A 24,669-nucleotide genomic window follows, 5' to 3' on the forward strand; every position below is an offset into this window, starting at 1 on the left:
GGAAGGGCCAACCATAGCGGTGAAGCCCTTCCGGTTTTGTTCCTGAAAACCTAGTCATTGGGGAGATGTCGTATGTCAAACGCGGCCCAACCCACGGCAAAAACCGACGAACGCATCAAGGATATTTCCGCGTTCAGGAAGGCGTTGATCCGTCCCGAGCTGGGCGGCATCGTTGGAACCATTGCCGTGTTCACCTTCTTTCTACTGTTCGCATTCGATAGTGGCATGTTCAACAGCCAAGGTGTGATGAACTGGTCAACCGTATCGGCCCAGTTCATGATTATCGCCGTCGGTGCCTGCTTGCTCATGATAGCCGGTGAGTTCGACCTGTCAGTCGGATCCATGATTGGCTTTGCGGGTATGATGATCGCGATCTTTTCGGTCACCTACGGCTGGCCCGTCTGGCTCGCAATCATCATAACCTTTGTGCTTTGCACCGCAATCGGCGCACTCAATGGCTGGATCGTCGTTCGTACCGGTCTGCCAAGCTTCATTGTGACACTGGCCTTTCTCTTCATCCTGCGAGGGTTCACCATCTTTTTGCCTCAGGTCATCGAGCGCAAAACAATTATTGGCGGCATCATCGATGTCTCCGAAGGTGATTGGCTGGCACCGGTGTTTGGAGGCAAGATTTTTGGAGGGCTTTTCACCTGGCTCGCAGATGCGGGTATGATCGCCACCTTCGAACGCGGCACCAAAGCCGGACAACCGGTGGTCGACGGCATTCCAATGTTGATCGTCTGGGCAATCATACTCATCATTTTCGGCCATGTTCTGTTGACGAAGACCAAATTCGGCAACTGGATTTTCGCGGCTGGAGGGGATGCAGAAGCTGCGCGGAATTCCGGCGTTCCTGTTAACCGTGTCAAAATTCTGATGTTCATGTTTACCGCCTTTTGCGCCACCGTTTTCGCGGTGTGTCAGGTGATGGAATTTGGCTCTGCTGGCGCCGACCGTGGCCTGCTCAAAGAATTCGAGGCCATCATCGCCGTTGTGATCGGCGGTGCGCTTCTGACCGGTGGATATGGTTCTGTTCTGGGGGCGGCGCTTGGTGCTCTGATCTTTGGTGTTGTCCAACAAGGCCTGTTCTTTGCTGGGGTGGAAAGCTCGCTCTTCCGAGTATTCCTTGGGGTCATCCTGCTTGGCGCAGTTATCTTGAACACCTACATCCGCCGCATGATTACAGGGGAGCGTTAATATGACCGCTGAAACCAAGTTCCATCATGGCGATCCTCTCAGCGATGTGAAACCGATCATCGAGATGAGGAACATCGAAAAACACTTCGGGCGCGTCATTGCGCTTGCCGGGGTCAGCTTCGACGTGAAGCCGGGTGAGTGCCATTGCCTTTTGGGTGATAACGGCGCCGGGAAGTCGACCTTCATCAAGACCATGTCGGGCGTCCACAAACCAACTGCAGGTGAAATCTATTTCGAGGGGAAACCGCTACATTTCGAAGATCCCCGAGATGCCATTGCTGCAGGGATCGCAACTGTGCACCAGCATTTGGCGATGATCCCCATGATGAGCGTCAGTCGAAACTTCTTCATGGGAAACGAGCCGACGCGTAAGGTCGCTGGCCTCAGTTTTCTGGACAAGAAAAAGGCCGATGCCATCACTATGGAAGAAATGCGCAAAATGGGCATTAACCTCCGCGGTCCAGATCAGGCCGTTGGGACTCTGTCCGGTGGGGAACGTCAGACCGTAGCAATCGCACGGGCGGTACATTTTGGCGCCAAGATCTTGATCCTTGATGAACCCACTTCCGCTCTGGGGGTGCGCCAAACCTCAAATGTTCTAGCCACGATCGACAGGGTTCGTAAACAAGGCGTAGGTGTCGTCTTCATCAGCCACAACGTTCGACATGCTCTGGCAGTTGGCGACAGGTTCACCGTGCTCAACCGAGGCAAAACTCTAGGCACGGCCAAACGGGGCGAAATCTCTTCCGAGGAACTCCAAGACCTTATGGCGGGAGGACAAGAGTTGGCCCAGCTCGAAGGTTCACTTGGAGGCACAGTCTGACTTCAAGGCGAATGAAAATCAAAGATGCCGCTGGAGCCATTCTCTTTCCGGCGGCATTTTTTACGGTAGATTAAAAGAAAAGCAGTCACGACCTTGTACTTCAAGCAGGACAGTTGAACCGCCACAGTTCTTGCGGACCTATCGGCTCCACATCCCGACACTCCTGACACCATTGAGCATTGGTTGAGCTGGCCGAGGAGTAGCCTGTGGTATCAGTTCAGATGATTGAAGCGGGCGCAAGCATCTATGGTTTGTGGTGTTTTCAGAGCTTCCTGAAATCCCGAGGGATCAGATTAAAAGTTTATGTTTTAAAAAAACTTTCTGACAACCATCTCGAAAAATTTCGGGAAGGGGCAGCCTTCTGCCGCCGGACACATCAGACATCACGTGATAAATTAAATCTGCGCCAGCGCTCAATAACGTGAACTACGACACAACTCCGTCATGATGAATTGGCAGATCAACAAAGAATGTTGTCCCCTTGCCAAGCTCACTTCCGTAACTGAGCAGCCCATCGTGCGCTTCGACAATTTTGCGTGAAATATTTAAACCCAATCCTGTTCCCTCGAATTTCCTCGACGCCGAGGTGTCGAGTTGGTTGAAGGCTTCGAAGATGCGGTCTCCTGTGTCTTTTGGAATCCCTATTCCTTCGTCCGTCACAGAAATACGCGCGTAATTGCCGAACTTCTCCAGTCCCACGGTAATCTTTCCGCCAGATTCAGAAAATTTGGCAGCATTGGAGAGAAGGTTGCTGATAACCTGTTCGATGCGTTTCTCGTCACAGTCGACAAAGAAATCCTCCTCGGCCACCGTTTTGCGCACCGTTACCCCCTTGTAGTCGGCAAAAGGAAGGAAACGGTCAACAACGTCCTGAAGGAAGGCGTTGAGCTCGACCCGCTCAAAGGTGAAGTCTAACCGCCCTGCATCAATACGTTGGAGCAGGAGCAGGTCTTCGACCATGGCAGACAGGCGTATCGCATTGCGTTGCGCGATCTTGATCGGAGATTGCATTTTGTCGGGGACGTCTCCCAATACTCCCGAATTCATCAAGTCCAGAGCCCCTTTGATCGAGGTAAGCGGCGTGCGAAGCTCGTGACTGACGGTACCGACAAACTCGGTTTTGGCCTGATATGCCATTTTCACCTGTTCGTGCTTGGCCTCAAGATCCATCAGGTTTTTCAGAGAATCGCTATAGTTGGCGACAAAATTCCGAGCCAGTTCGACCAAAAATCCCAGCACGAAAACCACCGTGAAAAAATGCAGCCAAATCTCGGACCCAAGTGGCGCGGAAGTCACCACAAGATCATGAATCGGAATATAAATGATAGCTGCCACATAAATAAGCAGGCGTGTGGCCAAGAGCGATAGGAACTGATGATTGTGCATGGTTGCAAAAATAGATGCGGAAACCAGCATGAACATTGGCATGAAATGCCCGCTTTCAGGTGATTGCTGCATGGCAAAAGAGATCGCGAAAAGCGAGATGGTTATTCCGCTTATTACCGTGCCTAGGAAAAGCTTGAACAAAGCAGAGCGAATGGCTTTGGCGGTCCATGCTTTTTGCGCACGGATGCGGCGTCCAACGAAAAAATCATAGGTCTCGAACAGCATGACCAAGCATAAGAAAACTGCGGCCAAAGGCCAGCTATAATAGGCGCCCGACAGAAGGATTGCGATTCCGTAAATCACAAACCGTTGAACAAAGAGACGCTGTCCCGTTTCCGCATAATCGAGAAGACGGCGTTGATATTCCCCTCTCGGGAGGTGGCGTTCGGCCCCGAGTGCCTTCTTCAAAAATGCGTAAAAAGATTTCATTGAGCCCCCGTCTTCAGCCAATAGACCCTCACTGTTAACACAACTTCAAATTGCACGAAAGCAACACAGCCCTCCAATAGGATGAATTATCTATTGGAAATGTGGCACAAATGTGTTCATTGATCATAACAGCTAAGCATAAGGCGACACGAGAAAATTTTAACTGAGGCACAAACATATGGCTTTGCATTCGGATTCCAGACGGGGCTTACCCGGACATGATCGACTTCCCGACCTGATGCCATGGGCGGACACTGGTACCGCAGGTGACGCTCAGACATATCAGAAACGTCAAAAGGCCATCGCCGCCAAAGCCGCGCAGAATGACCACATCCGAGCAACGGTTCTGTCGGTTGAGAACAATCATTTGCATGGCGAGCTTTATGTCGAGGCACTCAAAGCGCGCAAACGGGTTTTCATCGACAACAAAGGCTGGGACCTGCCGCAGACCTCCGGCATGGAATTCGACCAATATGACACGCCCCAAAGCCGCACGATTGTCCTGCATGAATACGGGCAGGTGGTGGCAGGGATCAGGCTTTTGCCCACAACGGCGCGGTGTGGCTGCTATACCTATATGCTCAAAGACGCCAAGGACGGCGTTATTGATACGATCCCGCCCTATATCCTCTACGAAGACGCGCCCGTCTCCGATTGGGTCTGGGAGGCAACACGTCTGTTCATCACACCGGAAGTCCCCGCCAACCGGCGCATCAGGGTGCAGACGCGGCTCATGCATGAAATGGCCCGCACCGCAGTTTCCGAAGGCGCGACCCATGTGATCGGCATTGTCCCCTATGTGTTCAAACGCTGGCTGGAACGACTGGGCATGAGCGCCCTACCCGTTGGTCCGCGTGTGACATTCGACACCGATATTTCACAAGCCGCCTTGATGCATGTCGCAAAAGTTGGCGCAATATAGAGACAGCGGTTCATTGCTTTTCGGATTATACATCTGGTAATTGCGCCGATCTTCACCCATCCTGTAGAGCGAGTAAGCAATCCGTTATTCTCTGAAGGGTTGTAGTAGAGTATTAAGTCTTATGCGGAGCGGACAAGGTCGGCCACGCAGCAGGAACCGGTTCAATATTTATGCCACAAAAGATCGCAGACAAACTGATCGAGTGCCTTATTGAGGCTGCGTCATATATCGCAATCATCCTCATCTGCATCGCGGCATATCTTATGCTGTCCTACACTGAATTGAATGAACTGCGCGAGGAACAAAGGCAGGATCTCTTCGCCACACGCTCCGAAATTGCCGCCAAAATCCAGCAGTCGTTCAGCAACAAACAACTGATTGCCCGTAGTGTTTCGGCTGCGCTCACCATCAATCCGGACATAACCCAAGACGAATTTTACGCTTTTGGGGAGGCCATAAATGTCGAAGATCCATCCATTGACACGATCGCAATCGTACGCGGCACCATAGTAACGCGTGTCTATTCAACGGTATCTATGAAAAACCTGCTCGGACGTGACCTTGCAGAACGCCCGAACCAACTTCCGGACTTGGAAAAGGTCCGTCAGGAAGGCCGCACCCGTCTGAGCGGGCCGACATGGCTTCTCAGAGAATATCCCGGATTTGTCATGCGCCAGCCTGTCTCCACACAAAGCGCGGACCGAGATAACTCGGAAAATATTGATATCGTCTCTCTCGTCTTTTCGTTGGAAGCATTTCTGAATGAGCTGGGTCTGAATAAGTTCTCTGAACGATACAATATTGTCTTGAGTGTGGAGAGTGAAACGCAGCCACAACAGGCCATCTACGGAGATCTTACGACACTGGATGATGCGCAAGCCGTATCAACACTCCCGATCCTTGGAATGGTCTGGAAACTGGCGCTTATGCCACGCGAAACGCTCAGCCTAATTCCCTCCCGAGAAAGCCGGATTGTTCCACTTCTTCTTATCGGTGGCGTCCTCGCGATGATGCTGACCAGATATCTTCATGTTTTACGCCGACGGAACAGGCGTGCAGCACACCACATCAAAACGGCCCTCGACACCGCACCATCGGGCTTTGTCCTGTTCGATGCAAATGATCGCATAGAATTGTTCAATGACCGTTTTGTCGAATTGCTCGGCGACGCTGCGCCCTCGGTCCACAGAGGCGCGTCCCGGGAAAACCTGCTCCGCGCAACGCTGCGCCACAACCTTTTCATGGTTCCTATTGAAGATGAAGAGGGCTGGATCAAAGAGCAAATGAAGCACCTCACTGTGCGCGGTGAGAGGAACACTGCCGCCATGAGCGACGGCACATGGCTACAAATTCTGGAGCACACAACCAGTTCCGGCGGTCGCGTCATGATCCTGAACGATGTCACCGAAACACTGCAAAGCCGTGAACGCGCAAAAGTGGCGGAACAACGACTGAATGACGCGATTGATGCGCTACCTGTCGGCTTCTGGCTTTTCGATGCCACGGATCGACTGATCCTGTTCAACACAGTAGCACGCGAGAAATTTGAAGGCGTAAAGCGCGATCTGGCATTGGGCCGCCCGATCGGTGACCTTGTCCAGCGTCGCGTGGAGATCGCTGAACTTGTTCTGGTCAACGGCAAGCCTGTCAACGATTATAAACTCATCACAAAAACACTTCAGGAAGAAACATCTGAGATCGAAGCCCGTTATAGCGAAGGCCGATGGTTCCGCTATTACACACGGCGCACGTCCGAAGGCGGGCTCGTTATGTTCCGTGTGGAAATTACGGACCTTCGCGAGCAACAACGCCAGATCGAGGCATCCAACACAGAGCTGCGCGCAGCCCTGCGCAAACGCGATGAGGCGGAACAGCGTTTGCAAGCCGTGGCTGACATGACATCGGAATGGTATTGGGAACAAGACACTGAAATGCGTCTGGTCCACATTTCGGAAGGGTTTGCGCGTGCGATGGAGGTGGACCCCAAGGATTACATCGGCAAAACCCGCTACGAGATTTTCGGCACCCTCCCGAAAACTGCCGAGACGCCCTTTGGCGAGATGGTGCAAAAGATGATCGCCCATGAGCCGTTTCGCGATATCATTTTCAGCCACAATTTCGAGCCCAACAAAACCAAATGGGTGCGCATGAGTGGCAAGCCGCTTTATACCCCCGAAGGTCTCTTTACTGGCTATATCGGAATGGCTGCGGACGTCACGCCGCTCTACGAAGCATTGCGTGAAGCAAAGCAGGCCGACGAGGCCAAAACACAATTTCTTAATATGATAAGCCATGAACTCAGAACGCCACTCACAGCCGTTCTCGGGTTCAATAGCTTTCTCGCTAATCACTCCAAACTGCCCAGCTACAACGCGTTGAGAGAGGCCCTGCCCTCTGGCGACGAGGCCACCATCAGAGCGGCACTGGAACAGTTTGAAAAGGACCTCGGCCAGTTTACCGGACGGATACAAGCCGCGGGCACACAGTTGAAAGCGCTCATCGACGACATGCTCGATCTGGCGCGTATCGAAGCCAATAATTTGCGGCTCAATCTGGGGTGTGTCGAAAGCGCTGCGGTCGCCCGATCTGTGGTTGAACAGACCCAGACGCTCGCCTCCGAGAAGGGGCTTGAGATCAAATTCGACCTGATAGGTGCGCCCATTTATGCCGACGAAACGCGGTTTCGCCAGATTCTGACCAACCTTCTGGGAAATGCCTACAAGTTCACGGACGAAGGGCTGGTCGAAGTCAGAAGTTCCCTACAAGGCGATATGGTTGTGTTCGAGGTGCAGGATTCCGGCATCGGAATTTCAAAGGACATGCAAAACCAGGTCTTCGACCGCTTTGCGCAGGCCAAAGAAAGCACGGACCGCAAGAATAACGGCGTCGGCCTTGGCTTGGCGATTTGCAAGGATCTCATCTCTGCGCAGAATGGCTGGATCAAAGTCAAAAGCGAGATCGGCATAGGGACGACGATGAGCTTTGCGCTACCTCTTTGGAAGCCCAAACCCTAAAACCTATAGTGGCTCGTCCCCAAATCTCTTTGACATAGTTCTTGCTTAATTTTTCCTTATCAATGCTCTGTTTGGAGTGAATAAAGACGTCCAGCATCAAAATACAAATTATGATAGTAACGTAGGCAACGCGTATTAAGTACTTTTGGGGTATCGACATATGAACCATACGAACAGTGATTTCAATCCAGCCGACACCCCACATCTGGCGTCTCAATCCCCCCTGCCCTCACCCGAAGACCTTTGCGCCGCAATGCTGACGCCCGTCCTAATGTTCAAAGGTGACTTGGACCATCCGATATATCTGAATGCCGCCGCGCTGGACTTATTGGGCGAAGAGCACATCGAGAGCGCCATTACAAAACTACACAGCAGCGCACTTTTTGGGTCGAGTGAAGAAAAAGAAAAACTCATCGGCACGCTGCGGGCTTCCGGATATGCCGAATTCAGCACCCAGCCGCGTTGTGTGACAGACACGATCATCGGAAATATTTACACATCTGCCGATCAGAACGGCGTGCCATTCTATATCACCTTCCTTAGACTTGAAGCTAAGCTAAAGAAACAAAAACAATTTGCGCAGGACGTGAATTCCGTCATCACCCATGAGCTGCGCACCCCGCTCACCAGCATCAAGGGCGCGCTGGAAATGCTGCATCCGAAGGTCGTCGGACCTTTGAGCGACAAGGCCACAGCACTTCTGAAAATTGCACATACAAACTGTGACAGGATGCTCGAATTGATTCAGGACATGCTGGATTCCAACGAGCAGACACAGACACAGAAAACCGCGGAACGTGAAGTTACGGCGCTTGCCCCCGTCCTCAGCAACATCGCCACGTCTTTGCAAGGCTACGGCACCTATCACGGCGTCGAGATACGTTTAAAATCTGTTGACGATACGCTTGCGGTGAATGTTGTACCCTCGCATCTGATCAAGATCGTCACCAACCTGATTTCCAATGCGGTTAAAGCTTCTCAAAAAGGTCAGCATGTCGAGTTTTGGGCGGAATCCTCCGAGGACAAAATCAAAATTCTGGTGAAAGACAATGGCAGCGGCATTCCTGCGGAGATCCAGGACCGACTCTTCGAGAGATTTACACGTAGCCAATGGCTCAACGAGAAATCCACTGGCAGTTCCGGGCTGGGACTGAATATCGTGAAAACGTTGGCAGAGACGATGGACGGGAACGTGTCATTTGTCTCTGATGCGGGAAAAGGCACGACGTTCTGCGTTACACTGCCGAAAGCCTTATTGACTTAGAGCCATGTGCAAGTCACACCAAGCAAAGACTGGCGGTAAATGGCCTTCTGCGAGAGACTCGGTGTAGGGCTTTGTCATGAACAATCAGCGCATATCGCGTCATGGTTAACTGGCGTCAATGATCGCGTCTTCCATATGATCCAGAAGCGTCTCGACCTGACCTGTTAAAATGTCTTTGACGTCCGCAGATTGATCAAATTGCGCAAGGATGCCCTCGATCTCCGCTGCGGTTGCACCAAGTTCCGGATACCCCACCGTTGCGGCAATACCGCTAAGCCGGTGGACGATGAAAGACAGCTTTTTCTGCGCCTCCACATCAGCGGGGTTGCGCAGGATTTCGATGTGAAGGGCTTCGACTTCAGGCAGTCGCCCACAGACAGTCTCAATGAAACGCAAGCGGGTCTCTTCAATCGCTTTTTGAAGAGCGGGTGGCAAATCGGAGCGGGCAGAATTCTGGGTTGTCATATCTCGCAATCCTTTGCACGCAATGCCTGCCCGCCCCCACGCAGCATGTCCGTGCGTATTCCGGCCTTAAGCGAACATCATATTTACGCTGGCTCTTCTGGCAGTATTCCGTTCCTTGGACACGCTCACAAGAGCCCGATTGAACATTTTTTGCGGCGTCGAGTCAAACATCGACATTTTAACCACATCGCCCGCTGAAACTGTAACATCCATAGGGACGGTTTCCCCCCCGATCAAACCAAACTCGCGCAAAGTCAGGGTCAACTCGGCCTCAAGCTCGTCGTGATCCAGCTGAACTGTGCGCGGAAGAACGGCGATGAATTTACCTTCACCGGCATAGGAAATCATCGGGTCATACTGGCGGGTATTTTCAAAAATGGCCTCTGCCACATCGGTCAGAATGTCATAAAATTCAACGGGCGTGCTCAGAGAGAAGAGCCGCTCGGGACGGTCGATCTGAAACGCAATTGCGCTAAACATGAACCGCTGCACATGGGACATACGGTGGAGATAGTTTTCCATTTCCGTGCTGCCGATCACGCGAGGGACGTCGTAAATGATCACAGGGTCTGCAAATTCGAACTGTGTATCGGAAGCAGGGTGCGCGCTACCCTCCATCCCAAGACGCAAATTTGCCTCGCGGTTTTGCGCCTCTCGCGCCCGCATTTGTTCCTCATACAACATCTGCGCCACACGCAACCGCGCATGCATCTCGGTGATGTCGATGGGCTTGGTCATATAGTCGGTGGCACCCTGCATAAAGGCGGCGTCGACATGAGCCTTGTCCTTCATGGAAGTTAGCATGATGATCGGTGTCTGGCGATATTCGGGAAGTGCGCGGATGTGACCACAAAGCTCGATCCCATCCATTTCCGGCATTTGAATGTCGAGGAATATGGTCGAGAACCGATCATCACCTGCGATAATAAGCTCAAGCGCCTCGCGGCCACTTTCTGCACAGTGAATGTCTTCGTAACCATCACTCCGGAGAATCTCTTCAATCAGAGTCCGGATATTTCGATCATCATCAACCACCAGTATTGCCATATCAGCCTCCAAAGCCTCAGGTAAACAGCCCTATTGCTTTAGAACTATCGGCAAAGTTGTCACAAAAGCGGGCCGAAATACGGCAGAACTAAGTTTTGAAGAAAAAATGAGGAAGCTGATCACTTCAACCCATTTAATGCAATGATTTCATTATAAAAATAATTTTGCAAAATAATTATATTTTTGACTGCATTGACAGAATTTCGTGTGTCTTCATGGTGGCCAAAGGCAGAAAAAAGTCCAAAAGGAGAGCCATTCAACGGGCAGAGCGCGATTTTTCGATTCCACTTTGGCGTGTGCTTGTTTGAAGCAAGCGAAAGGTGTATTGAAAAGCTATGAGTGAATTACGCCGCATCATGCACATCGAAGATGATCCTGACATTCGTGAAATCACACGCATGTCACTAGAACTCGTGGGCGGGTTTGACGTCATTCAGTTCGCGGGAGGCGATATCGCCCTTGAAAACCTGCCGGATGATGCTCCCGATATGATTTTGCTTGATGTCATGATGCCGGTTATGGACGGGATCGAGACATATGCGAGGCTCAGAGAAATCGACGCCTATAAGGATGTGCCGATCATCTATGTAACCGCCAAGACATCCAAGTCGGATTTCAAACACCTGAAAGAAAACGGTGCGCTGGACGTCATTATAAAGCCCTTTGAGCCGATGGAACTGCCAGACCAGCTCCGCACAATCTGGGCCAGCATCGCATAGGCACGCCCTTTTCGCAGCAAAGTTGAAACCAACCTAGGCGCTGAGCCGTAGGCATAGACTTTGCGGAAGCCTCTCATTTGAAGCGTGGCGTCGCAAATTTGTGATATGAAAATTTATATACTTCAATATCTTAATGCCGTTTCTGGAGCAGGAAAGCCCCTCTTCATGCCAGGTATCACAAATGCGACTTACCCTCCAAACACGCTATCGGCGATTTTCCACCCAAAGAGAGCACAAAGCCGCCCATGACAACTTTAAGCTGCAATTCACCATAATTTTGCCAAGGTTGAACTATAGTTTTTACTTCAACCATTGCGCATGTGCGCACAAAATCGAGTGAAATTCTAACCTTAGCAGGGAGAAGTTATGCGAATCCTTATTGTTGACGATGACCCGCTCATTCGTGATTTGGTTCGCACCGTGCTGCGGCAGGATCAGACCAACGAAGTTGTCGTCGCGGACTCTGGTCCCGCAGCGCTGGATATTCTCCAGCATGAAGACGAGCTTTTCGAGATGCTCATGCTCGACATCGAGATGCCGGAAATGGACGGGATCGAACTGTGTCGGTCCATCAGAAAACTCCCCGATTACAAGACCACTGCAATCGTCATGCTCACGCGAAAGTCCGGCGTTTCGGATATCGAGGGGGCCTTTGCCGCCGGTGCGACGGATTACATCACCAAACCCTTCGATGTGAAAGACATTCAGCCGCGCCTGAGAATTGCACAGCGCAAAATGCGCGATGACTGTCTCACCGTGGCCCGCGAGGTTCTGACAGATCCGACATCTGAAGACAGCAAAACACTCGATTTTGCTATGGAGACTCCAGTTCGCATCACCGATGTCGAACAACACACCGACCCTTTTTCCCTCGGCAATTACCTCTCGCAACTCAACCGCAAGAAAATCGATCAAAGTGTTGTCTTCGCGGTGCAGATCAATTCATTCAACCGGCTCTTTGCCACGCTTGCACCACTCGAAGTATTATCGATACTCGTCGAGGTCTCGGAGGGGATCAGCGCGACGGCCAAGGGGCGTCGCCTTCTGAACGCCTATTTCGGTTCCGGCGCGTTTCTGTGCATCAGTTCAAGCGATGCGCTTGAAGACTGGCATAACATAGGGAACAACATAAACGAAATTCTTGGTGCGTCCGATGCTGTGCGCGCAATGGATATTGGTCGAGATATCACCGTGACGGTTGGTCGGCCCTTCCGCCCCGCGGCCCACCGCACCCAAAGAGTGCGCAAGACCTTTGATCGCGCTCTGGTGCAACTCGACAGGCGGGCCCAGGTCGGAAAGCGTTCTCCGTAAGAGCAATCCTGCTCCCTTTCGGCCCCTCTTGATCAGAGACGAAACCAGCGCAGGCAGGTCTTGCGCTGGCTCTTGCCAGTTCCTCGTAGGCACGTTCATAGCTAGAAATCTGCGGGTGCCATCCCGACTGCGCGCAGAGCAAACTGCAATTTGCTCATATTTCATCTCAGATACATCTTAAAACGAGAGCAATGCCCTAAAAGTTCGCGTTTTAAGTGTTCAAGCTTCTCAGTTCTGTCTAACGTCGGCAGAACCGGCTGATGAACATGCAAACAAAGTAGGGGTCTGTGGGGAACAATGATGACGTGCTTAGAGGGGGTCCCTGCAAATCCGGTTTTTTGGTCTGTCTGCGGGGTCTGTGCGGTTGCGGCTCTAGGTTTGTTCACAACGCTGAAACTCCAGAAGTTTAACGGCAAGTTCTATTACGCCCATACTTTCGGTGCCTTGATCTGGACATTGCTTGCAGTCGGGTTTGAATCTGCGTCCACAGATTTCGACTGTCAGTTCCAATGGGCTATACTGGCATGGCCGGGCAATGCGATGGTGCCAATCGCGTGGTGTTTCTTTGTCTTCGCCTATGTCGATCATGCCGCTTGGCTCAAAAAACGCATCGTTTTCGCGGCACTCACCTTGATCCCCTTGGCGATCTTCACATTCGCGGCCACCAATCAGTGGCACAATCTCGTCTATACGGATGAAACGCGTATACTGCCCGGGGAAGACCACATTCAATATGTTCATGGTCCCGGCTTTTATGTCATCGTCACAATCCTCTATGCATTTGTCGTTCCGACCCTTTGGTGCCTCGCCAAGGCCTTTAAGCGTGCGAAGCGGACAGCATGGCCTCTTCTGATCACGCTATTGTTGATCACCATCACACCACTGACCGCGAATGCGTCCTATGTCATTTTCGGCTTTACCATCTTCGGACTAGACCCAACCTCCTTCATGTTCACTCTGGGCATCATCATTTTCACATGGATGCTCCTGACAAACAAAACCATGGATATGGCTTTCGTAGGCCAGTCCGCCCTATTTAATACGATGACAGAGCCGGTCATTATGATCGACCGTTTTCAAAATATCATGCAGATGAACGCGGCGGCCAAGCAAAGCGGCCTGCATCATAACTCGGGTCGAAACCTCAAAGAGTTACTTGCGAACATCAGGGACATGACCCCTTCCGGAAGCCCCGATCAACTCTGCATCGACGACCGTATATACGAGCCTCGCATCCGCGAAATCGAAAGCCCGCTTGATCCTGCGAAAACCATTCTGGGCTGGAGCATCACCTTTGTCGACATCACCGACCGCATTGCAGTCAGTGCGGCTCTCGAAGAAGCCTTGCAACGGGCCGACGAGGCCAGCCGCGCGAAAGACGAGTTTATCTCTGTCGTCAGCCACGAGTTGCGCACACCTCTGACCTCGCTCACAGGTGGTTTGTCTCTTGCTCTGAGCGGTCGCCTCGGAGAGGTCAACGATCCCATCCTGTCACTTCTCAAGATCGCGCATCGCAATGGCCTGCGGCTGACGCGGCTGATCGACAACATCCTGCTGACCCAGAAGATCAACGTCAATGCGCTGAATCTTGAGAGCAAGCCGGTCAAGCTTGCTCAACTGCTTGAAGAGAGCCTCGAAGAAAACAAGATGTTCGCGACCGAACGTGGCATCGAGCTTGCCCTGAAAGATGTGGATCGGAACGCCGTCGTCATAGGAGACGCTTTTGCCATTCGTCAGATTGTCGATAACCTCCTCTCGAACGCCATCAAATTTTCCGTCGAGAACGGCGTTGTGGAGGGCTCGGTCATTGCATCAAACGGACAGGCCACACTGTCAATCACCAACTCCGGTCGTGGCATTCCTGCCGGTATGGAAAGTCAGGTTTTTGGTCGTTTCGAGCAAGTGAACGACAAGGTTGAAAGCTACACTCAAGGGTCCGGCCTCGGCCTGCATATCTCAAGAAATCTGGCCGAAAAAATGTTGGGAAATATCTTCTACGAAAGCGAAGAAGGCCGCAAAACAACATTTTTTACCACTTTCCCCATCGCTGCGACACCTGACAACGCCTGAGGTTTCACGCGCACCGCTCTGCGCCGGTGAGTATATCGAAACGCCCTGCGCGGCAAAAGGCAATGAGAGTCATGCCAACCTCCTGCGCGGTTTCGACGGCCAGACTGCTTGGTGCGGAAACGCCGATCAATGTCGGGCAGCCGATCATCGCCGCTTTCTGCACAAGATCCACCGAAAGCCGCGAGGTCATCACGATTGCGCCGCTTTGCGGAGCAATCCCGTCACTGATCAACGCGCCGCAAAGTTTGTCCAGCGCATTGTGGCGACCGACATCTTCGCGGGCCAGATATATCCCTTGTTTTGGGATGAGAAACCCGGCCGCATGGGCCGCGCGGGCTTGATCATGGAGAGGCTGACGCGCGCGGAGTGCGTCAGGGGCCTGCGCAATCTCTTCTGCCGACATCCGGACACCGCTCCCCACTGGGGGCACATTGCGCAGCGCTTCATCCAGACTGTCGATCCCGCAAAGCCCGCAGCCCATCGGCCCCAATGCGGCACGACGTCGGTCCAGAAAGGCATCTGCGGCAGTATCCACAAGCCAGAACCGCGCTTCGGTGCCTTTGTCATGAACAATCTCTTCGAACCGCTCGATCTCGGCGCGGCTTTTCACATAGCCCTCGGTCAGCGCGAAGCCCAAGGCAAAGTCCTCGATATCTTGCGGCGAAGCCATCATCACCGCCACAGTCGTGCCGTTGAACACAATCGCCACAGGCCGTTCGACCACCAAATCCCGCGTGGTCTGGTGCTCTCCCTCATGGGTCCATGTGGTGCTCGCGTGGCGCACCACGACATCAGGAACGGTCGGTTCAGTCATCTTTCGCCTCGAAAAGCGCATCTCCGGCATCTGTCAGCCGGTAGAAGACGCGCGACGTGCGCACGTCTTTGCGTTCGGTTTCAATGAGACCCAGCTCTTGTTCGAGACTGGTGCATTCGCGGATCACCAAGGCATGGGCCAGATCGAAAATCCGCGCAAAACTCCGGCTGTCTCTGGCAACCCCGAGATGCGTGGCTGCCAATATCATCGGCCCCATAGGGCTGAGATATGGCAGGCCAGTGCTGTGCGCGGCGTGAAAGGCCGCTTCTAAGTCTTCTTCTTGCGACATGCCTTATGCGCTTTGATGCGGTTCGATTTTCACAATCACCGATTTCGAGGTCGGCGTATAGCTTTGATCGCCCACAGTCTGATGCGGCACCAGTTCGTTCATTTCGGGATAGTAGCCCGCAAGACAGCCATAGGGTGTGTCATAGGGCACGACGCGGAACCCCTTACAGGCGCGGTGGCGCCCGTCATCGAAGCAACCGATCAGATCGACCATATCGCCGTCCGACAGCCCGTTCTTCTCCATATCCTTTGGATTAATGAAGACAACATTGCGGATGCCGTAGACGCCACGGTAGCGGTCGTCCATGCCGTAGATCGTGGTGTTATACTGGTCGTGCGAGCGGAAGGTTTGCAGAACAAACTTGCCATTCTCGCCTTTGACCTCCTGCCACTCCGTCCGGTCCCGCAGATCATCCGTGCCGAAATTGGCGAGGCCCGTCGTGGTTTTCCACTCGCGATGAGAGGCCGAATTGCGCAACCAGAAGCCCCGCGGTTTGCGCACCTGCGTGTTGAAATCTCCGAAGCTCGGCAAAACCCGCGCAATCATGTCGCGGATCTTGTCATAATCTTCGGCCATCTCGTCCCAGTTCACCACATCGCTACCCAAGGTCGCCTTGGCCATGCCGGCAATAATGCCGATCTCGGACTTCAGCGATTTGGATGCGGGCAGATTGATGCCCGACGAGCCATGCACCATCGACATGGAATCCTCGACGGTAATCATCTGACGCTCGCCTTTGGAATTCCGGTCAATCTCCGTGCGGCCCAGACAAGGCAGGACGTAGGAGGCTTTACCCGGCATAAGGTGCCCGTGGTTGAGCTTTGTGGCGATGTTCACCGTCAGATCTAGATTGCGGAAGGCATCCGCGACCAGCGAACTGTCCGGCACCGCGCGCGCGAAATTGCCACCAAGCGCGACAAAGGCTTTTACAGTCCCTTCGAGCATGGCGCCAATGGCGTGGGTCACATTGTGCCCCGGCTCACGCGGCAAGGTGACGCCAAGTTCTTTTTCCAGAGCATCAAGGAAGGCCGCAGGGGCCTTTTCGTTGATCCCCACTGTGCGGTCGCCCTGCACATTGGAGTGCCCGCGCACCGGACAAAGCCCCGCACCCTCACGGCCGATATTACCTTTGAGGAACATGAAAGAGGCAATTTCGCGGATGGTCTGCACGGAATGCAGGTGTTGTGTGACACCCATCGCCCAAGTGGTAATGACGCGCTCGGCCTTGAGATACATTTCAGCAGCGCGAGTGATCTCGTCGCGGCTCAGGCCGGATTGTTCTTCGATAATCTCCCATGAGGTCGCGCGCACCATATCGCACCAACCTTCGAAACCGGAGGTGTGTTCGCGGATAAAGTCATGGTCGAGAATGGGCGGACGCCCCTCGGTCATAGCGCGGTCTTCGGCCTCAAGCACGACCTTGGACATGCCACGGAACACCGCCATATCACCCCCCAGACGCGGGCGGTAATAGTCGGTCGATGTCGGCTCGGCCCCGCCTGTGAGCATTTCCAGCTTTTTCTGCGGGTCCGCGAATTTGGTCAGGCCCTTTTCCTTGAGCGTGTTGAAAACACAGACCTTCGCCCCACGCTCCACCGCTTCGCGCAGGCTGGCGAGCATACGCGGGTGGTTGGTGCCGGGGTTTTGACCGACGCAGTAAATCAGATCACATTTCTCGAAATCATCGAGCAACACGGTGCCCTTACCAACGCCAATTGCCTGCGTCAGAGCGACGCCGCTGGCCTCGTGACACATGTTGGAACAGTCGGGGAAATTGTTCGTCCCGTAGAGACGCACGAAAAGCTGATAGAGGAAGGCGGCCTCGTTGCTGGCACGGCCAGAGGTGTAGAACTCCGCCTGATTGGGATTTTCCAAGGCATTGAGCGCTGCGGCAATGCCATCGAATGCGTCCTGCCAGCTTACCTCTTCGTAGTGGTCCGTTTCCGGATTGTAACGGATCGGCGTGGTCAGACGGCCCGCATGTTCGAGATCATAATCTGTCCAGCCCTGCAATTCCGTGACGGAATGTTCGGCAAAAAATTCAGGTGTCACGCGGGCCTTGGTGGCCTCCCACGCAACGGCTTTCACACCGTTCTCGCAAAACTCGAAAGACGACCCGTGCTCGGGATCGCCCCAGGCACAACCGGGACAGTCGAACCCGTCGGCCTGATTGAGGCTCAAGAGCGTCTTTGCGCGGCTCACCGGGCTGCCGGTGCCCATCAGTTGACGGCCCACGCTTTTCAATGCGCCCCATCCACCGGCCGCGCCGGAAGGCTTTTTGATACAATCGTCTTTGGTCATAGTGCGTATCCCTTGCTTAGCTTTACGCCTGTCTCTTGAGGGGACGTGGCGCAGGGCCACCCTTGAAAAGAGCGGCCCCACACAATCGGTTTGTGTCGCTTATTCGGCGGCAACAGCCTCTGGATGCGTGCGGCTGACGTGATGCTTTTCGTGCACCGGTCGTACCAGCAAATTCGCAAAGAATGCAATCACCAGCAGTGCAGCCATGCAATACATCGTAGTGTTATAGAGCGTCGATGTCGGGTCAATAGTCCCTGCTGGAGCAATTTCGAGCAGGTTCGCAATCGTCACCGTATTCGCCGCCATCAGATCATTCAGCTGGCTGATGGGCGCGCCGAATTTCTCAGCAAATGTCGCGGGATCAACCTGAGATGCAAGATCGGCGATGGCGTTTTCCTTGGACATTTTGCGCAAGGTGGTGATGGCCAGCGGACCAAGCACCCCTGCGGTGGACCATGCGGTCAACAGACGCCCGTGGATGCCGCCAACGTGGAAGGTCCCGAAAACATCTGCCAGATAAGCCGGAATGGTCGCGAAACCACCGCCATACATGGTAAAGATCACCATGGTTGCAACGTAGAACCCGATCAGCGCCGGAGTGCCCCCCATCGAGGCAAAGAACGGCACGGAAAGGTAGAGCGCGGTGCCCAGCACGAAGAAGATGTGATAGGTGTTCTTGCGCCCGACAAAGTCGGATGCGGAGGCCCAGAAGAAACGGCCCAGCATGTTGAACACGGAAATCATGAACACATAGGTGCTGGCGAACGCTGCCGTCACGATCGGCAGGTTGCCGAAGATTTCGTCCATCATGGTTTTTGCCACACCGATCACACCAATACCGGCGGTCACGTTGAAACAGAGCACAATCCACAGCAGCCAGAATTGCGGCGTTTTGAGCGCCTGATCAATGTGGACATGGTTTTGCGACACCATGCCGGAGGTGGTGGGTTTGGGTTCCCAGCCTGCCGGCTTCCAGTTTTTCGCAGGGACGCGATATTGGAACGAGGCGATCTGCATAACGACGAAGTAGATGATCCCCAAGGTGACAAAGGTCGCAGCCGCGCCTGTATCCCCAGTGCCGACCACATAGACACCCGCTTCACCGCCGAACGGAGCGGCTTGGGCGGCTGTGGCCACAATGACCTCGACTGTGCCGTTTGCGGTTTCAGCGAAACGCTTGCCGCCCTCGGTGATGAGGGCTACCGCACCTTCAGCGCCAAGGAAGTCGGGGGCTTTCTGAAAGGCGGTGAGCAGCTTGTCGATCAGGACTTTCCCGACCATCGCGCCGCCACCAAAGCCCATGATCGCCATGCCGGTCGCCATACCACGACGGTCAGGGAACCAACGCAGCAAGGTGGACACAGGAGACACATAACCAAGGCCGAGACCGATCCCCCCGATCACGCCATAGCCAAGGTAGATGAGCCACAATTGGTGCGAGGCAATGCCCAGCGAACCGATCAGGAAGCCGCCACCCCAGCAAAAACCGGCCACAACACCGACAAAACGCGGACCGACTTTTTCTAGCCATTTGCCGCCAAAAGCAGCCGAGAGGCCAAGAAACAGAATGGCCACGGAAAAGATCCAGACCACGGAGGTCAGCGACCAATCCGACGCGGCAGGCGTCAGAACGCCAAATTCGCGGGTCAAGGCGGGGTTGAACAAGGACCACGCGTAAACCGATCCGATACACAGGTGGATCGCGATAGAAGCCGGCGGCACGCGCCAGCGGTTATAGCCCTCTGGGGCCACGATATTCTCTTTGCGCAGGAAGCCAAGCGGCCCCGCTCCTGAAACTGACATGAAGTTTCCTCCGATCTGTGGGGCTCTGCGGCCCCTTCTTGCGTGCGCGACCTGATTTTGGGTGCGTACAAACGTCACTCCGCGACCAGATGTCGCGCAATGATTGAGGAATTGCCATTTCGGGTCTGGAATTGTCAAACTAAAATCATAAATACAATCAACAGGTTACAAGAATTCACCGCAGCGCAGAAAGGTAAGAATTACCATTTTCCGCCGATGAACCACTCGACCAAATGGACAAAATGTCCACTTTTCCAGAGCACCTCACTCTTCGTCAGGACAGAATGACGCAACCGGACACCAGACAGAAAAACTTGTGCCGCGTCCGCACATGCTCTCGACCGTAATGTTTCCCCCTGCCCGCTCGATCAAAGCCTGACTGATCGACAACCCCAAACCTGTGCCTTCGGCCTGTTTTGTGGTGAAAAACGGATCGAAAACATGGTCGATCTGTGCGGCGGGAATGCCCGGACCGGTGTCATGCACCAGAATCGCCACACCATCCTTGCCGCCCTGCGCAAGGGGTTTCACTTCGACCGTCAAAGTACCGCCCTTGCTCATGGCCTGCGCGGCATTGATGAAGAGATTGACCAGCACCTGTTGCAATTCATTTTCAACAATCTCGATCAGCGGCACGTCGCTCTCGATCCGCCGCGTCTCGATCTTGTGCTGGCGCAGGTCTGCGGCGACCAGAACCAAGGCACTGTCCACCGCTTCCGAGACATTCACCAAAGAAGAATGATCCGACATTTCACCTGATCTGGAAAAACTCAACAGCTTGCCGACAATCGTATTGATCCGCCGCGTCTGGGTCTCGATCAGATCCAGCTCGGTCTCCACCTCAGATTTGATCTCGTCGCTCAAACCCAGACGCAAAAGCTCCATATTGCCCTGAATGACAGCAATCGGGTTGTTGATCTCATGGGCCACGCCGGCGGTGATTTCGCCCAGAGAGGCCAGCTTTTCCTTCAGGATGAGTTGGGCATAGGTGTCTTCGAGCTTCTGGTTCGCCTCGCGCAATTCCTGTGTCCGCTGGTCCACCAGATCATTGAGGTGATCGGCATAGTCGCGCAACGCCTCGTCGCGCTCTTTCACCTGATCCAGCAAGCGATCCAGATGGCGGGCCACGGCACCGATTTCATCCTCGGCCTCAACTGTGCCGATGCGAGCACTCAGATTGCCATCTTCGACCTGTTTCATTGTAGAAGTCATGCGCTCCAACGGCGCGAACACCTCCCGCGCCATACGCAGGAACAGCGGCGCGGCGAGGCACAGCACCGCCAGAAACGCCAGTCCAAGTGCCACAACCGTGCCGTTGCGCTGATCCGCAAAGGGCTTTTCGAGAAACCCCGTATACAGCATCCCGACACGTTGCCCCGTCACATCGGTCAGTGGCATATAGCCCGAAACATACCAGTCATTGACCACAAAGGCACGATCCAGCCAAGGCTGCCCCTGCTCCACCACCTGATGCCAGACCACCTCTGTCACGCGCGTGCCAAGGGCGCGGTCGCCCTCGAACAGGCGCACGTTGGTGGAAATCCGGACATCATCGAGAAACAGCGTCGTTGTGCCTGCTCCCGACGGGGTCTCCGAGCCTGCGCCGTAAATCAGTGCGTTCATCCGGTCGATCACATCAAGGTTGCGGTTTAAAAGCCTCCCGCCAAAGAGATAGCCGTCTGCGCCCTCAATCTTATACGCCGCCCAAAGGATCAATCCGCGGTCTTCATGCTCCCTCTCCAAAGGCCGCGCGCCGGAGGTTGGCACAATGCTCAACCGTGCCCGTTCTGACAGCCCCTCGCCCAGCCGATCCAATTCGGAAGGTGTGGCCACGATGAGACCGGAGAGCGAGGGCGCCGCTGAGGCTTCCAGCAACTCGCGCACGGCATCCGGCACATTCGTCTGCGGCCCCAACGCATCCATTATCAAAAAGTCCAGCCCCATGCTGCTTTGCGCATCGGCCAGATAGCGGTTTAGGGCGTCCTCGCCTTCTCCCATTGCCTGCGCCAACTGCCGCGAGTCTCCGACCGCCACAATGCTCTGGGCCTGCGCCTCTTCGATTTTCAGGAAATATTGCTCTGCAATCCGCAGGTCACTGGTGACTTTCGCAATCAGAAGATCATCGAGCCGCCCGATCCAATGCCACATAGTCACGCCCAAAAAGATGGGCAGCAGCACTGCAATCGGCAAAAGCGCCAGCGCCAGAAGTTTCAACCGCACATGAGTTTTGAGACGCGCAAGAAGCGGGGTCATATGTTAAAGGCCCCACGCCTGACATTTGCGATCAATGGTTTTGCGCGCTACACCCAGAATGCGCGCGGCCTCGGCCTTGTTGCCACCGCAGGCTTGCAAGACATTGAGGATATGGCGCTGTTCTACAGCTTCGAGGCTTTCTGTCTCGGTTCCGCCCACGTCCTGCAATGCCCGGTCAAAACCTCCCTGAATGATGGCCCGCTCCACCACATTGCGCAGTTCCATCACATTGCCCGGCCAGTCATGCGCCATCAGCCGCCGCTTCACCGAGGCGGTCAACTCCGGAGCCGCGCCACCCATGCGTGAAGACAGCGTTTTCAGAAAGAATTCCGCAATTTCGATCACGTCGCTCGGACGTTCACGCAGGGGCGGAAGCCAGATTTCATGGACATTCAAGAGGTAATACAAATCCGTCCGGAACCGTCCGCTTTCCACCGCCTCTTTCAAGGACTCCTTGCAACAACAAACCACACGGATGTCGCTCTGGAAACTCCGACCACCACCGACCGGCTGGAACCGGCCTGTGCTCAACCATTCGACAAGCGTATTCTGGCAATTCGCGGGCAGCATATCCACGTCTTCAAGGAAGAGAACACCTCCTTCAGCCGTGCTCAAGATACCTTCCGTCCCTGACGCATGCGACCCGTCCACCCGCCCGAAAAGGCGTTCGCGGAATTCCTCCTGCGTGATACCGAAGCATGGCAACCAAGTGAAAGGTTGGTGTGCACGAGGCGAGACGCTATGCAGCATTCGCGCGGCGATATGTTTGCCGGTGCCGGTCTCGCCTTCGATCACGACATGGGCGTTGATAGCAGCGGCGCGTTCAATTGTTTCCCGCAGAGCCTGCGCCACCTGTGAAGACCCGATAAAGCTGTCCCTCTGGCGCAAAAGATCGCTGCCCGCAGCGAGTTCCTGACGCAGCACGGAGTTTTGTCGTTTGAGCTCGGTCTTGGCGAGGCTTTTGGAAATCGCATTCAACACCTGATTGGAATGGAAGGGCTTCAACAGAAAGTCACTGACCCCCAGTCGCAACGCCTCGATGGCCGTGTCGAGATCGGCATAGGCCGTCATCAGGATGATGTCGGAGCGCAGCCCGATCTGCCATTGATCCGCCAGCCATTCTAAGCCTGTCATCCCCGGCATGATATTGTCGAGCATGATGACATCATAGCTTTTACCATCCAGACATTCTGAGGCCTCGGCAGGGGTCGCCGCCACCTCGACAAGGCGGCATTTGTCCGCGAGCGTCTTCTTCAGGAAATGACGCATACCGATTTCGTCATCCACCACGAGGATGGACGCCTTGGCCAACTCTGGTCCAAAGGCAGCTTTCACCCCGTTCTGTCCGTCTTCTGTGTGCGTGTTTTTATTCATAAACGCATCTTTAATGCGTTTTGCCAAAAACGACATCACAGATTTTATGCAATTTCGGGCAGGCTGGCCTTAGCTCAGGATTTTGCGGAACCTCGCCAGGACCAGCACCAGCGCGATCAGGGACATGGCCGCGATCTTCAGCAAATCGGGATAGACCAGATCAAGCCCCGCACCCCGATACAACACGGATTGCGCGAAAGACACAAAATGGGTGGCTGGGCTGATCAAATGCATCACGAACTGAAGCCACTCCGGCATGGATTCAAGTGGAGTGATCCCACCTGAAAGCAGGATCATGATTACGATCACCGGAATAGCCAAAAGCCCGAACTGCCCCATGTTATGGGTAAAACTCGCCAGCATCAGGCCAAGCGCCCCCATTGAGATCACATAAATCGCTGCTCCGAACACATAAAGCCAGATAGATCCCGCAATCGGAACCCCCATAGCGCCCTGCACAACCAAGATGAGACCGAGAACAGAAGCAATGAGGATCACGCCACCGGTCGCGAGGATTTTGGAAAACACAATCTCATGCGGGCGCACAGGCATGACCAGAACATGCTCAATCGTGCCGCGCTCGCGTTCGCGGATCAGGGACGAGCCCGACAGGATCATCATCAGGATCGTAACGTTGTTCATCAACTGCATCACAGCTGTGAACCATCGCGCGGTCAAATTCGGGTTGAAGCGGCTGCGGAACACCACGTCCACAAGATCGTCGCCTTCCACACCCGGCGTCAGGTAATCCGACACGGTCTCGGCCAGAAGCTCCGACATAAAGGTGGAACCCGTCCCCGCGAAAGCAACAGCGGTAGCATCGGCAAGGATTTGAATTTCCGCCTCATCACCTCGGCGCAGGTCGCGTTCGAGATGTGGTGGCAGGGCGACGACAAGCACATAGTCGCCATCAATCTGTGCTTGCTCAGCCTCTTGCGGACTCAAAAGCGCAGGCGAGGCGAACAGCGGCGCACGAATTTCGTCTATGATCCGCGCCGTCAACGGGCTGTGATCTTCGTCCACGACAGCGACCGAGAGGTCTTGCACCTCTGTCGATCCGGCGTCGGACACCAGCCAGACGGCCGCGCTGAACACATAGATGATCAGCACAATCATCACCAGATCGCCACGGATCGCACGTAGTTCCTTGACCGTCAGGCGGAGAATGTTGGCGAGGCTTTTTAACAT

At 54.2% G+C, this 24,669-nt stretch carries 18 protein-coding genes; 8 read left to right on the plus strand and 10 right to left on the minus strand.

The features are described from left to right. Positions 1–72 precede the first annotated feature (72 nt). Together BM152_RS05100 and BM152_RS05105 are read left to right on the plus strand one after the other, a co-directional pair. A complete protein-coding gene (locus tag BM152_RS05100) occupies positions 73–1,197 on the plus strand; it encodes an ABC transporter permease (protein WP_066601924.1) in 1,125 nt (374 codons plus the stop codon). 1 nt (position 1,198) lies between these two features. After that, complete coding sequence (locus BM152_RS05105; RefSeq protein WP_066601926.1) at positions 1,199–2,020, plus strand: ATP-binding cassette domain-containing protein; 822 nt, start codon at positions 1,199–1,201, stop codon at positions 2,018–2,020. A gap of 426 nt (positions 2,021–2,446) precedes the next feature. Here the strand turns inward: BM152_RS05105 and BM152_RS05110 are convergent, their stop codons facing one another. Continuing rightward, entirely contained in the window at positions 2,447–3,835 is a 1,389-nt protein-coding gene (locus BM152_RS05110; protein WP_066601928.1) for a sensor histidine kinase, read from the minus strand. Between the two features lie 178 nt (positions 3,836–4,013). On the opposite strand from BM152_RS05110, the gene BM152_RS05115 reads away from it, so the two are divergent. From BM152_RS05115 to BM152_RS05125, 3 genes are all read left to right on the plus strand, one after another. Further along, the gene (locus tag BM152_RS05115) at positions 4,014–4,757 is read left to right on the plus strand and encodes an acyl-homoserine-lactone synthase (protein WP_231730505.1); all 744 of its coding nucleotides are present in this window, start codon (positions 4,014–4,016) and stop codon (positions 4,755–4,757) included. 170 nt (positions 4,758–4,927) lie between these two features. Further along, entirely contained in the window at positions 4,928–7,771 is a 2,844-nt protein-coding gene (locus BM152_RS05120; protein ID WP_066601930.1) for an ATP-binding protein, read from the plus strand. A gap of 160 nt (positions 7,772–7,931) precedes the next feature. Beyond that, positions 7,932–9,035, plus strand: coding sequence for a sensor histidine kinase (locus BM152_RS05125; protein WP_082715324.1), 1,104 nt, complete (start codon positions 7,932–7,934; stop codon positions 9,033–9,035). Positions 9,036–9,140: 105 nt separating this feature from the next. Here the strand turns inward: BM152_RS05125 and BM152_RS05130 are convergent, their stop codons facing one another. Together BM152_RS05130 and BM152_RS05135 are read right to left on the minus strand one after the other, a co-directional pair. Next, entirely contained in the window at positions 9,141–9,500 is a 360-nt protein-coding gene (locus BM152_RS05130; protein ID WP_066601937.1) for an Hpt domain-containing protein, read from the minus strand. Positions 9,501–9,566: 66 nt separating this feature from the next. Next, entirely contained in the window at positions 9,567–10,547 is a 981-nt protein-coding gene (locus BM152_RS05135; protein WP_066601941.1) for a response regulator, read from the minus strand. A 335-nt stretch (positions 10,548–10,882) separates the two neighbouring features. Between BM152_RS05135 and BM152_RS05140 the strand changes: the two genes are divergently transcribed. From BM152_RS05140 to BM152_RS05150, 3 genes are all read left to right on the plus strand, one after another. Beyond that, the gene (locus BM152_RS05140) at positions 10,883–11,266 is read left to right on the plus strand and encodes a response regulator (RefSeq protein WP_066601944.1); all 384 of its coding nucleotides are present in this window, start codon (positions 10,883–10,885) and stop codon (positions 11,264–11,266) included. Between the two features lie 366 nt (positions 11,267–11,632). Next, positions 11,633–12,577, plus strand: coding sequence for a response regulator (locus tag BM152_RS05145; protein WP_066601947.1), 945 nt, complete (start codon positions 11,633–11,635; stop codon positions 12,575–12,577). A 300-nt stretch (positions 12,578–12,877) separates the two neighbouring features. Continuing rightward, entirely contained in the window at positions 12,878–14,647 is a 1,770-nt protein-coding gene (locus BM152_RS05150) for a sensor histidine kinase (protein ID WP_074914007.1), read from the plus strand. A gap of 4 nt (positions 14,648–14,651) precedes the next feature. On the opposite strand, the gene fdhD is transcribed toward BM152_RS05150, so the two are convergent. The 7 genes from fdhD to BM152_RS05185 all read right to left on the minus strand — a co-directional run bounded on the left by fdhD (position 14,652) and on the right by BM152_RS05185 (position 24,669). Then, positions 14,652–15,461, minus strand: a complete 810-nt coding sequence (gene fdhD / locus BM152_RS05155; protein WP_066601951.1) for a formate dehydrogenase accessory sulfurtransferase FdhD — start codon at positions 15,459–15,461, stop codon at positions 14,652–14,654. After that, a complete protein-coding gene (locus BM152_RS05160; RefSeq protein ID WP_066601953.1) occupies positions 15,454–15,750 on the minus strand; it encodes a hypothetical protein in 297 nt (98 codons plus the stop codon). Before BM152_RS05160 ends, fdhD begins: the two co-directional genes overlap by 8 nt. 3 nt (positions 15,751–15,753) lie before the next feature. Further along, positions 15,754–18,051, minus strand: coding sequence for an FdhF/YdeP family oxidoreductase (locus BM152_RS05165; protein ID WP_066601955.1), 2,298 nt, complete (start codon positions 18,049–18,051; stop codon positions 15,754–15,756). 99 nt (positions 18,052–18,150) lie between these two features. Beyond that, entirely contained in the window at positions 18,151–19,854 is a 1,704-nt protein-coding gene (locus BM152_RS05170; protein ID WP_066601958.1) for an OFA family MFS transporter, read from the minus strand. Positions 19,855–20,118: 264 nt separating this feature from the next. Then, positions 20,119–22,107: a sensor histidine kinase gene (locus BM152_RS05175; RefSeq protein WP_066601960.1), complete on the minus strand. Its 1,989-nt coding sequence runs from the start codon at positions 22,105–22,107 to the stop codon at positions 20,119–20,121. Positions 22,108–22,110: 3 nt separating this feature from the next. Further along, a complete protein-coding gene (locus tag BM152_RS05180) occupies positions 22,111–23,481 on the minus strand; it encodes a sigma-54-dependent transcriptional regulator (protein ID WP_066601961.1) in 1,371 nt (456 codons plus the stop codon). A gap of 69 nt (positions 23,482–23,550) precedes the next feature. Further along, on the minus strand, positions 23,551–24,669 hold the full coding sequence (locus tag BM152_RS05185; protein ID WP_066601962.1) for an ABC transporter permease: 1,119 nt from the start codon (positions 24,667–24,669) through the stop codon (positions 23,551–23,553).

It is taken from the genome of Celeribacter halophilus (genome assembly GCF_900114135.1).
GTDB lineage: Bacteria > Pseudomonadota > Alphaproteobacteria > Rhodobacterales > Rhodobacteraceae > Celeribacter > Celeribacter halophilus.

Bases quoted from the DNA above. Each gene is read 5' to 3' on its own strand.
- BM152_RS05100 (WP_066601924.1), top strand. From the start codon at position 73: ATGTCAAACGCGGCCCAACCCACGGCAAAAACCGACGAACGCATCAAG.
- BM152_RS05105 (WP_066601926.1), top strand. From the start codon at position 1,199: ATGACCGCTGAAACCAAGTTCCATCATGGCGATCCTCTCAGCGATGTG.
- BM152_RS05110 (WP_066601928.1), bottom strand. From the start codon at position 3,835: ATGAAATCTTTTTACGCATTTTTGAAGAAGGCACTCGGGGCCGAACGC.
- BM152_RS05115 (WP_231730505.1), top strand. From the start codon at position 4,014: ATGGCTTTGCATTCGGATTCCAGACGGGGCTTACCCGGACATGATCGA.
- BM152_RS05120 (WP_066601930.1), top strand. From the start codon at position 4,928: ATGCCACAAAAGATCGCAGACAAACTGATCGAGTGCCTTATTGAGGCT.
- BM152_RS05125 (WP_082715324.1), top strand. From the start codon at position 7,932: ATGAACCATACGAACAGTGATTTCAATCCAGCCGACACCCCACATCTG.
- BM152_RS05130 (WP_066601937.1), bottom strand. From the start codon at position 9,500: ATGACAACCCAGAATTCTGCCCGCTCCGATTTGCCACCCGCTCTTCAA.
- BM152_RS05135 (WP_066601941.1), bottom strand. From the start codon at position 10,547: ATGGCAATACTGGTGGTTGATGATGATCGAAATATCCGGACTCTGATT.
- BM152_RS05140 (WP_066601944.1), top strand. From the start codon at position 10,883: ATGAGTGAATTACGCCGCATCATGCACATCGAAGATGATCCTGACATT.
- BM152_RS05145 (WP_066601947.1), top strand. From the start codon at position 11,633: ATGCGAATCCTTATTGTTGACGATGACCCGCTCATTCGTGATTTGGTT.
- BM152_RS05150 (WP_074914007.1), top strand. From the start codon at position 12,878: ATGACGTGCTTAGAGGGGGTCCCTGCAAATCCGGTTTTTTGGTCTGTC.
- fdhD (WP_066601951.1), bottom strand. From the start codon at position 15,461: ATGACTGAACCGACCGTTCCTGATGTCGTGGTGCGCCACGCGAGCACC.
- BM152_RS05160 (WP_066601953.1), bottom strand. From the start codon at position 15,750: ATGTCGCAAGAAGAAGACTTAGAAGCGGCCTTTCACGCCGCGCACAGC.
- BM152_RS05165 (WP_066601955.1), bottom strand. From the start codon at position 18,051: ATGACCAAAGACGATTGTATCAAAAAGCCTTCCGGCGCGGCCGGTGGA.
- BM152_RS05170 (WP_066601958.1), bottom strand. From the start codon at position 19,854: ATGTCAGTTTCAGGAGCGGGGCCGCTTGGCTTCCTGCGCAAAGAGAAT.
- BM152_RS05175 (WP_066601960.1), bottom strand. From the start codon at position 22,107: ATGACCCCGCTTCTTGCGCGTCTCAAAACTCATGTGCGGTTGAAACTT.
- BM152_RS05180 (WP_066601961.1), bottom strand. From the start codon at position 23,481: ATGAATAAAAACACGCACACAGAAGACGGACAGAACGGGGTGAAAGCT.
- BM152_RS05185 (WP_066601962.1), bottom strand. From the start codon at position 24,669: ATGTTAAAAAGCCTCGCCAACATTCTCCGCCTGACGGTCAAGGAACTA.